The sequence below is a fragment of the Streptomyces sp. NPDC006551 genome, from assembly GCF_040611675.1.
Taxonomy (GTDB): Bacteria; Actinomycetota; Actinomycetes; order Streptomycetales; family Streptomycetaceae; genus Streptomyces.
This window is the reverse complement of sequence record NZ_JBEXOT010000082.1, coordinates 1-8,988: the sequence shown is the minus strand read 5'-3', so window position 1 is coordinate 8,988 and position 8,988 is coordinate 1. Positions and strand designations below refer to the sequence as shown.

General features: G+C 70.9%; 7 protein-coding genes and 1 tRNA gene. 3 read left to right on the top strand and 5 right to left on the bottom strand.

Annotation, left to right across the window (positions count from 1 at the left end; genetic code table 11):
- On the top strand, positions 1–507 hold a 507-nt coding region (locus tag ABZY12_RS34005), incomplete at its 5' end, for a 4Fe-4S dicluster domain-containing protein (protein WP_356897270.1).
- Positions 504–1,163 (top strand): LUD domain-containing protein, encoded by a 660-nt coding sequence (locus tag ABZY12_RS34000; protein WP_356897268.1) that lies wholly within the window; start codon positions 504–506, stop codon positions 1,161–1,163. The genes ABZY12_RS34005 and ABZY12_RS34000, both read left to right, overlap by 4 nt.
- Here ABZY12_RS34000 and ABZY12_RS33995 read toward each other — a convergent pair.
- Positions 1,149–1,634 carry a DUF309 domain-containing protein gene (locus ABZY12_RS33995; RefSeq protein WP_356897272.1) on the bottom strand — a complete coding sequence of 162 codons (486 nt, stop codon included), beginning with the start codon at positions 1,632–1,634 and terminating at the stop codon, positions 1,149–1,151. The two genes, ABZY12_RS34000 and ABZY12_RS33995, sit on opposite strands and share 15 nt — an antisense overlap.
- Before the next feature lie 183 nt (positions 1,635–1,817).
- On the opposite strand from ABZY12_RS33995, the gene ABZY12_RS33990 reads away from it, so the two are divergent.
- Positions 1,818–1,891: transfer RNA gene (locus ABZY12_RS33990), tRNA-Pro, on the top strand.
- On the opposite strand, the gene ABZY12_RS33985 is transcribed toward ABZY12_RS33990, so the two are convergent.
- The 4 genes from ABZY12_RS33985 to ABZY12_RS33970 all read right to left on the bottom strand — a co-directional run bounded on the left by ABZY12_RS33985 (position 1,857) and on the right by ABZY12_RS33970 (position 8,749).
- Positions 1,857–3,254, bottom strand: coding sequence for a site-specific integrase (locus tag ABZY12_RS33985; RefSeq protein WP_356897266.1), 1,398 nt, complete (start codon positions 3,252–3,254; stop codon positions 1,857–1,859). The genes ABZY12_RS33990 and ABZY12_RS33985 overlap by 35 nt on opposite strands.
- Positions 3,229–3,543 (bottom strand): helix-turn-helix domain-containing protein, encoded by a 315-nt coding sequence (locus ABZY12_RS33980; protein WP_356897264.1) that lies wholly within the window; start codon positions 3,541–3,543, stop codon positions 3,229–3,231. The genes ABZY12_RS33985 and ABZY12_RS33980 overlap by 26 nt, the downstream gene beginning before the upstream one ends.
- 1,239 nt (positions 3,544–4,782) lie before the next feature.
- A complete protein-coding gene (locus ABZY12_RS33975; RefSeq protein ID WP_356897262.1) occupies positions 4,783–7,659 on the bottom strand; it encodes a LuxR C-terminal-related transcriptional regulator in 2,877 nt (958 codons plus the stop codon).
- A gap of 730 nt (positions 7,660–8,389) precedes the next feature.
- Positions 8,390–8,749 (bottom strand): DUF2255 family protein, encoded by a 360-nt coding sequence (locus tag ABZY12_RS33970; RefSeq protein ID WP_051787403.1) that lies wholly within the window; start codon positions 8,747–8,749, stop codon positions 8,390–8,392.
- Positions 8,750–8,988: the final 239 nt, after the last annotated feature.

The window sequence follows — 8,988 nt, the reverse complement described above, 5'->3', positions numbered from 1 at the left end:
GACGAGGTCGGCCGTCAGGCGTTGCGGTGCATCCGCTGCTCGGCCTGTCTCAACGTCTGTCCCGTCTACGAACGCGCCGGCGGGCATGCCTACGGGTCGGTCTATCCCGGTCCCATCGGCGCCATCCTCACCCCGCAACTGCGCGGCACCACCAGCGACATCGACGCCTCCCTGCCGTACGCGTCCACCCTGTGCGGGGCCTGCTACGACGTCTGCCCCGTCGCCATCGACATCCCCGAAGTCCTCCTCCACCTCCGCGAAAAAGTCACCGATCAAGGAGGCCCGGGTCACCGTCTGGAGAAAGCCGCGATCAAAGCGGCCGGCTGGATCCTGGACCACCCCGGCGCCCTCACGGCGGCCGAGCGCGCCGCCTCCGCCACCCGCCGACTCCACCCCACACGCCTGCCCTCCGCCCTGCCCGGCGCCGGTGCCTGGACCGACAGCCGCGACCTGCCCGAAGTGCCCGCCCAACCCTTCCGCACCTGGTGGAAGAAGAACCGCACATGACCGAGCTCCCTCTCTCCTCCCGCGAGCGGATCCTGAGTCGCATCCGCCAGGCCGTCACCGACGCGCCCGAACCACCCGCGACAGACCGCTCGTACCTCTCGAGCCACACACCGGACGACCCGGCCGGACTCGTCGACCTCCTGCACGAGAACCTCGCCGACTACCGCGCCCTCGTCCACCGCACCGACACCGACGGCCTACCGGCCCTGCTCCTGCGCCTGCTCGCCGCGCGCGGCGCGAGCACGGTGCTCGTCCCCTCGGGCCTGCCGGCCGAGTGGCTGCCGAGGGCGGACGCGACGAGGATCGACGTCACCCGCATCCATGACCGCGCCGGGGCGACCGCCCGGGAACTCGACGCCGTCGACAGCGTCGTCACCGGCTGCGCCCTGGCCATCGCCGAGACCGGCACGATCGTCCTCGACGGAGGCCCCGGCCAGGGCCGCCGCCGCATCACCCTCGTACCCGACCACCACATCTGCGTCGTCCGCGCGCCCGAACAGGTCGTCGCCTCCGTCCCGCAGGCCCTCCCACGGCTCGACCCCACCCGGCCCCTGACCTGGATCTCCGGCCCCTCCGCCACCAGCGACATCGAACTCGACCGCGTCGAGGGCGTCCACGGCCCCCGCACCCTCGAAGTGGTGCTACTCCAGACGTAGCCTCGGGGCTTCGACGGACGCGTCCGGCACCCGGTCCTCGCGGTCCGTGCGGTCCGCCAACTCACGGGCCCACCGGGCGAGCCCGTCGACGTCGAGGCCGTACGAGCGCGCCTGCGACGCCGGCGGGGGAGCCGTGATCCGGTCGGCGCCACGGCGCAAAAGCCGCGCTCCGCCCCGCGCGTTGCCCCGGGCGGCGTGCGTCAGCCCCACGGCCAGCTGGGCGAGCCCCTGCCACAGGTCCCGCTCCTCGGCGGGCCCGGTCTTCCAGGCGTCCTCGAAGACCTCGTGCGCGTGGAACGGCATCCCCTCGTCGAGGAGTCGCTGCGCCTCTGCGAGCGTCTGCGCCGGCGTGCGCGTCACACCCTCCGGCGCCCGCGGCACGCCCTCCGTGCCGTACGGCAGAGGGCGTCCGAGCCCGTCACGCGGCCGCGCACTGCGCGCCCGCCCTTCCTCGTCGCGGTCCCTCGGCATCCCTTTCACGCCGCCATTGTCCCCCTCCCGCCCGAACCCGCCAGCCGGCCACCCCGGCCACCACCTGCGGCGTCTCCCCCCAGCCACCCGACGCGACGACGGCCCCTGCGCTCCCGCGCCCCGTGGAGTGGGGTAAAGTTTCTCTCGCACGCCCCCACCGGGAGTACCCGGCGGGACGGGCATCGGGACGTGGCGCAGCTTGGTAGCGCACTTGACTGGGGGTCAAGGGGTCGCAGGTTCAAATCCTGTCGTCCCGACTCGAAAGAGTCGCAGGTCAGGGGCCGTTTCAGAGCAATCTGAGACGGCCCCTTGATCGTTTTTGGGGACCACTTGGGGACCAACCCGCCTTGACCCGGTCAGCGGGAGACGACGATCGGGCTGGGCAGGGACCGGGGTGCGCGGAGCACGCTGAGGGTGGGCCGTGAGGGTGGCGTCGGCGGCGGTGATCTGGCGGACGTCGGGGTGCAGGTATCGCTGTTTGGTGGTGAGCGATTCGTGTCCGGCGATCTTGCGTAGGACGTGTACGGGGACGCCGGTGTCTGCGAACCAGGTGAGTCCGGTGTGGCGGAGGTCGTGGCGGCGCAGGTGCTCGTACCCGAGCTTGCTGACGACCTCGTCCCAGTGGGTGGCGTCGCGCAGAACGGCGGTGGAGATACGATCGCCGCGAGGTCCGGTGAACAAGCGGGCATCGGGATCGGGGCCGGCGGCCAGTACGCGCTGGGCGACGAGCGGCCGGATCTCCTCGATGATGGGCACCTTACGAGCGCGCTTGCCCTTGGTCCCCTTGTCGGTCAGACCACCCGGAGCCGGGGTGGTCTGCCGACGGACGGTCCAGATCCAGTTCGAGGTGTCGATGTCCCCGACCCGACAGCCGGAGACTTCGCCGATGCGGGCAGCCGTACAGGCGGCGAACAGGACGACGTTGCCCCAGCCTCGGTACTCGCCGTGGGAAGCGGTGACGAGCGTGTCGGCGAGCTCGATAAGAGCCTCCCAGCCGGGCAGGGCCAGCGCTCGCGGATCGAGGAGCTCGTCTTCAGCCTGCTTGTAGAGCTTCTGCCAGCCGGTCACGCGGGCTGGGTTGATCTTGATGATCCCGTCGCGGACCGCCTGCTCCATGACGCGGACCAGGACGGCGATGGTGTTCTTGACCGTCGACCGGCTGTGCTCGTCGGCGATCCAGTTCTGCACGGTGCGCTCGACCGCACCGTTGGTGATCATCCGAACCGGCAGGTGACCCAGCGCGGGCACCACGCGGAGCTTCCACCCCGAGAGGTAGGGATCACGGGTTTTCAGTTCAAGGCCCCGCAGCGCGAGTTCCATGTTCGCGTTGCCGTAGTCGGCCCACGGCATTGTGGCGAGAGACGGGTTGATGCCGGCCTCGGCAGCTTCGATCAGCCCGGTGAGCCACTCCTGCGCTTCGTCTTCACTTTCCTTGGCGGCGGAGAGGGACTTGCGGGACTTGGTCTCCGGGTCCCACCAGCGCACACGCGCGCGGTAGGGAGAGAGGCGATCGGGTCGGTACTCGACGTCGGTCTTGAGACGGACGCCGATGGGAATGGTCTCGACGGCGGCGGTGGAGGGGGCTATGACCAAGTCAGCCCACCCGTTCGGGATCGACACGACGGCTGCGCAGCCAGTGTTCGACGTCGATGGCGCTGTAGAGGATGAGACGACTGGACACGGGGACGAACGGCGGCCCTTGCCGCGGGCGGCCCGAACGCCAGCGACGAAGCGTGGAGGGATCGACGTTCAAGATGCCTGCGAGCTCATCCGTCGTGAGCCATTTGCCGGCGGCCAAATCAGAAGAAACGTTTCGTCCACTCTTGGTCAAATCATGGGATGACATGAGGTCCTTGTGGCGGTGCAGAACGCCGATGTGGCGAGTCGGTGCATGAGGCAGGTCGGTCACGCTCCCCTGCGCGGACGAATGGTGGGACGACGACCATAGGGGGAATGGTCAGAAAGTCCAGCGAAGGGCCGCCTGATTCGCGCACGGAGAACGACTAATTGGGCCTCGCCCGATTCGAGAACCGTATGCGACGCCTCGGCCTGCGGCTCGCTGACGGACTACCGCGCCCCAACTCCAGGCCCCGGCAGCCGCACCTGGGATGGAAAATGACGGCATCGGAAGACGAGGGTGAAACCGTTTCATGAGCCGGCGAGAACCGTTCGGCTGGCGGACAGGGAAGTGGCGGTCGAGGTTCGATCATCCGCACGATCCCCGGTTTCGGAAACCGGGGATTCTCCGCTATATTCCGCTCCGAATCGGCTGCATGGCGATGTGAATTGAAGATCGAGCGGGCGGGCGCCGGCCATGGAGTTTTCGACCCTCGGCTAACAGGGGCCACCACAGGTCAAGCGCTTCGGCCCCAGTTCCGACGGAGGACTCCTACTTCCCACGAGGAGATCTTCTTGAAGTCGTCGCCCTCGGCGATCTGACCTGCGCAGATCGCTATCAGGGGCGGGCTGACCTGGGACTTTGCAGCTTTCCGGGGCTTTCATGGTGACGCGGTTTTACGCAGTCGACTCTCCCCAGCCGCTCCCCGGGGCGGCCCGTTCTCCCCAGGTTCTCCCCCGCCGCAGCTGGTCTGAGGGGCGGATCGCGGCTGGTCAGGAGCGGGTTCGGCGTCCCGCTCGCGTCGCGCAGCGTAGCGAGTTCACAGGTCTGCGGCTGGTCCCAGGGGTGGCCGCCGCGACTGTCCGAGCGTCGATTCCGTCGGGACGTCTGCGTCCGGCGGCCTCGCCCCGAAGCGTGACCCCTGCGCGATCTCGGCGAGCTGCTCTTCGAAGAAGTGTCCGGGGGTGTCGCACCATTCGCTCGCCCAGTGCAGCCGGCTGCCGCTGAGGGCGAAGCGGAGGCGTTCGAACGGGGCGTAGTCGAAGCTGGGGATCCTGATCCAGGAGTTCTTCTTCGCCTCGACGAGTTCCTTCTCGGTGGCGAAGTGTTCAGTCCGGTCCTGTTCCTGAAAGACGGGGACTTCACGGTCTGCCCTGTGCGGTGATGCTGAAGTGGGGAGGCGCCCTGCGGCGGCGGTGGGGCGGGGGTGCGCAGCCGGCCTGTCCCGCCGAACTGGAGTGTCCTGGGGCCTCGGCACCAGCCCCCGTACCACCGCATGGTGAAGCTCCGCCCTTGCAGCGGGCCTGGCTATCAGGCCGTTCCGGCGTGCCCTGGAGCGCTTCCTTCCCTTCGCCGTGGCGGACTTGACGCGCGACGTCCCGTGATCTCAACGCGTGACCGCAGCTCTTCGGGAGGCAGTACTGACGCCTCCCGTAGCTGACGGCGAGAGGAGACCCCCAACTTGCGGAAGATGCTCCGCAAATGGGCGTCGATGGTCCGTGGGGACAGAACCAGCGCTGTGGCCACCTCCTTGGTCGTCGCCCCGCCCGCCACCGCACGTGCGATGCGCTCCTCCTGCGCGGTCAGCGCCGCCCTGGTGCCTGACACGCCCGATTCGGGGAGGAAGCCCGCGGCGGCCAGTTCACCCGCCGCGCGCTCGGCGAAGGCACGTGCGCCCGCACCCAAGAACGTCTCATGGGCTGCGCGTAGCGGTATTCGGGCCAGCACCGTCCGGCTGTTGCGCCGTAGCCACTCGCCCCACAGCAGCCGCGTCCGCGCCGCTTGCAGTTCAGCCCCGGCGACGTCCAGACGCTCGGCCGAGCAGCGGTAGAGCGCGTCAGCACGTGTGTCGTCGGCAAGTAGGGCGAGGGCCCGCAGGTGGATTCCGCGCGCCCAGTCGGTGTCGGTCAGCCGCGCGCAGGTGGCCAGCCGTTCGGCGACGGCTTCGGCCTCCTGCACGTGGCCGGTGCGCACTGCGGCCTCCAGCCGTTCCGGCAGCAGCCAGGGCCGAAAGGCGGGCTCATCCAGAGCCATGGCGGTGCCGGTGAGTTCGAAGGCACGCGCGTAATCGCCGAGAGCATTGTGCAAGACGGCCTGGGCGTACTCCACGGTGCTCAGCAGGCGGCCCTCGCCGCGCGCCTCGGCGTCTCGCCGGCAGGCGGCGGCGAGGGCCTCGGTGCGGTCCCGGTCGCCGCGCCAGGCGGTCAGAGTGAGCACGGCGTGACCCGGTGACACGGCGCCGATGGTCGCGCTGATCGCCTCGGCCTCGGAGACCCGGGCAGCTGCCACGTCCAGCCGGCCGCGGTGGAGGTCTGCGAACGCCTGGTGGACCAGTGCCGCCGGAAGCACGCTGGTTGCTCCCGTCGCGCGGGCGGCGGCCACGGTCCACTCGGCGATGGTCTCCCATGCCGCCGCATCCCATACGTCGACTGCCGCGTGGCACAGCAGCCAGTTCCCGTTCGTATCGGGGTGCGGCTGTGACGGGAGACCCGCCGCGAGGTGCGCGTCGACGGCGCGGCGCAGCAGGGGGACCGCCGGGCCGTATCCGTGCCGAGTCCGCGTGTGCAGGGCCTGGAGCAGCAGGGCGCGGGTCTCGGGCAGCTGCGTGCCGTAGGACTCCGTGCGCATTCCCGCCGCACCTGCCACTGCCTCCTGTGGTGGGTGCAGGCGGCCGGCGAAGATCTGGGCGGTCAGTGCGTCCAGCGCGGATACGTCGCGAATGTGCCGGTGGCCGGATACGGCTGCGTGGCGGGCGGCTTCGTTCAGCGAGCGCACCGCAGCGGTGTCGCGGTGCACGCCGTACCGGGTCTGGGCGAGCAGGACGGCGGCCTGGGCCCGCTCAAGGGCCGGGAGGGGAGCGGTGTGCACGTCGGCCAGTAGGTGTAGGGCCTGCCGCAGCGAACCGGTGCGGTGCCGGACGCGGGCGCCGGCAAGCAATCGCAATGCGCGCGTCTGCCGGTCGGGCGTCAGGGAGGCGGCCAGCTCCCACAGAGCGGCCGTCGTGGCTCCGGCGGCCAGGCCGTCTGTCAGCTCCGCCGCATCCTGCAGCTGGGCTGCCACTGCCTCGTCCAAGGTGACCGCGGCCTGTCCGCGGTGCCAGGCCCGCCGTTCGGGGGCCTCTTCGGTAGGCATACCGCCCGCGAGGGCGGCGTGGATTCGGCGCCGCTGCGCCACCGCAGCCCGTGCGTAGGTGGCTGTGCGCAGCAGCGGGGTGGCGAAGCGCACGTGGGGGGTCAGAGCGAGGAGCCCGGTGGCCTCGATCTCATCGACGGCGTCCCGGCCGATGCCCAGGCGCTCGGCGGCCCGCAGCACGGTCACCGACTCTCCGAAGGGCTCGGCGGCTGCGAGTACGAGCAGGTCCCGGGCCGGCGCGCTGAGCCCGTGCAGCGCGGTATTCAAGGCCGTCTCCCAGTCGGCGGAAAGGGAAAGCCGAGGCTCGTCGGGCGTGCAGAACGCCATTTCGGTCGGCCCGATCGAGCGGGCCGCGTCGAGCAGCGCCCGGGGATTGCCGCGCGCCTCGGCCACCATGCGGTCGCGGACGCGGGGATCGAGCGGGGCGTGCAGACGCGTCGCGAGCAGGGCATGGGCTTCCGGGGCCGAGAGGCCCAGCACGGTCAGCCGCTCAAACCGCCGCAGCTCACCGAAACGGGCGGCGTCGGGCAGCGCGAACACGAAGGCGGTCCTGCCGCCGCACCGCCGTGCGGCAACGGCGAGGCTCGTGCGGGAGGCACGGTCCATCAGATGCGCGTCGTCGAGCAGGCACATCATCGCTCCCGCGCCGCCTACACGGGCGAGCAGCCCGGCCACGGCCGTGCCGACGTGCACCGGGGAGGGCACGGGCCCGTCACGCAGACCCAGGACGACGGCCAGCGCGTCGCGGTAGGTGGGTGGCAGGTGGCCGAGCTTGCCATGGAGGGGCGCGCACAGCCGCTGGACAGCGGCGAACGGCAGCTCGGTCTCGCCGGCCACTCCGTTCACGCGCAGGATCCGCATGCCCCCGCCCCGTTCCTCGAGGTGGTCGAGAAGTCGGCTCTTGCCCGTCCCGGATTCCCCGTGCAGCGCCAGCGACCGCCCGCGCCCCGCCCGGACGTCCGCCACCAGGGCGTCGAGCACGCGGGTCTCGGCCGCGCTGCCGCGCAGGTCAGCGTCCTCACTTCTCTTCTGCGGGACCACAACGACGGTGTCCATGTCCGCTTCCCCCTGCTGACCACGGCCGCGCATCCTGCTCCGGTCCTCTGTCCTGCCTCCCATGGTGTCCCGTGGCTGTCTACGAATCGTCAACACCGCGTCTACGCCTGCCGTGGTTTCACGTCCTTCACGGCGCGGTCCCGGTCTGTTGGCGCCCATGAGGTGTACGGACGACCTGGTGGGACCGGTCGGCGAGGACTTGAGCGTCGTTTCTCATGGCGGCTTCCGGCGCCGGTGAGGTTCCCCCTTTCCAGCAGTGACGGCATGCCAGTGGGCCCGGACGATCGTGGAATGGATCTGCACCAGCCAGTCGGTGTCGCCGCCCGCATCCGCACGGGGCTGGATCTGCTGCCGACCTGCCGCTCCGGCGGGCCCGAGGGGCGGTGCCCCTGCCCGACGGGGGCCGCGTCCGAGTGTGGGCGGCGGACGCCGTGCCTCCTGTCGGACGGGCATCGGGCGGTGCGGCCCGGCGCGCGCCGCCGGGGGAGAGGAGATCGTGCCGGGGCCGAAGCAGGGAAGCCGCGGCCTTCGGCGCCGGGCGATCGCGCCAGGACGGGGTTGCCGGCACCGTCCCTGCGCCCCGTCGTCGCCGCCCCGCGGCCGCGCTCCCTGGCGGGGCGAGTTGCAGCGCGGGCACTGGTGCGGCGTCGCTCCATGAGTCCCCGGCCGGACCTGCGACGCGGGGCTCTTCCCCCTGCAGCATGGTCACGCCGGTTCCGCCGCCACGCGGTCACACCGCAGCGATCCGCATCGTCGTCGATCGTGCCTCGGCGCCCGTCATGATCCGGACGGGACCGGGCCAGCCTGGACCGTACTTGACCCGGTAGGCCTCGGACACCCGGTCCTCGAGCGCGCTGTCGAGGACGGGTTCCAGCCGGACGGGGAACAGCCCCCAGGGCGCCTCGACGCGCATGGGCGCGCCACTCAGTGCACTGCGCAGCCACTGGCTGCGCCTTCCGAAGGCGGCGCGCACGTACCCCTCGCCGTCCACGCCGACGATCCACAACGGACGACTCGTCCAGGAGCCGTCGTCCACCCGCGTGCGGAGTTCGATCTCCCTCAGCCGGTGCAGTCCTGCTCGGTCGTCCATGACGCAACCTTTCCGGCGACAGGGTGGGTGACGATGACTGCCGGACTGGCTCCTGCCGCCGGCGGCACGTACAGGCTCTTCGAAGGCGAGTGCCCTTCCTCAGCATGCCTCCGGAACCCGAGCGTTCGCGTCGGTCATTGTCACCTAGGCCGTGTCTTTTGGATCAGGCCGGATCAGGGAGCGGCGTCTGGTGCGTGCGATCGCAAGGCGGAGGAGGGAGTCCATGCGGAGCATCGGCG